The 318-nt window shown below is 64.2% G+C and carries 1 protein-coding gene; it reads right to left on the minus strand.

What is annotated here, in order from left to right; genetic code table 11:
* Positions 1-246: hypothetical protein (locus HMPREF2924_RS24875; protein WP_070700699.1), on the minus strand; the 246-nt coding region annotated here is incomplete at its 3' end.
* Positions 247-318 lie beyond the last annotated feature (72 nt).

A 318-nucleotide genomic window follows, 5' to 3' on the forward strand; every position in this document is an offset into this window, starting at 1 on the left:
GGTGTGAGGGTCGAAGCTGAGCCCATCGGCTTCAGGACGGTGCAGCGGCCCTTGGCCGACCAGGAAGACCTGGCAGAGGTACTGATCGCGTAGCGCGACAGCCGCTTCCGCCTGCTCCAAGGTCAGCGACAGCTCCTCGATGAACAGGTCGATGAGCTCGTCGTCGCCGGCGACGTCGTTGTTGGACAGTTGGTCCTCGAGGTAAGCGAGGGTTTCCTGGGTGAGGTTGGTGAACAGCGGGTTCATGGTGCGCTCCTGGTGGTAGACGAGGAGCGCCCTCGAGGGCGCCCCTCAAGGGAAGTGGTTGGTGCGGTCAGG

This window comes from Pseudomonas sp. HMSC063H08, from assembly GCF_001813645.1.
Taxonomy (GTDB): Bacteria; Pseudomonadota; Gammaproteobacteria; order Pseudomonadales; family Pseudomonadaceae; genus Pseudomonas; species Pseudomonas aeruginosa.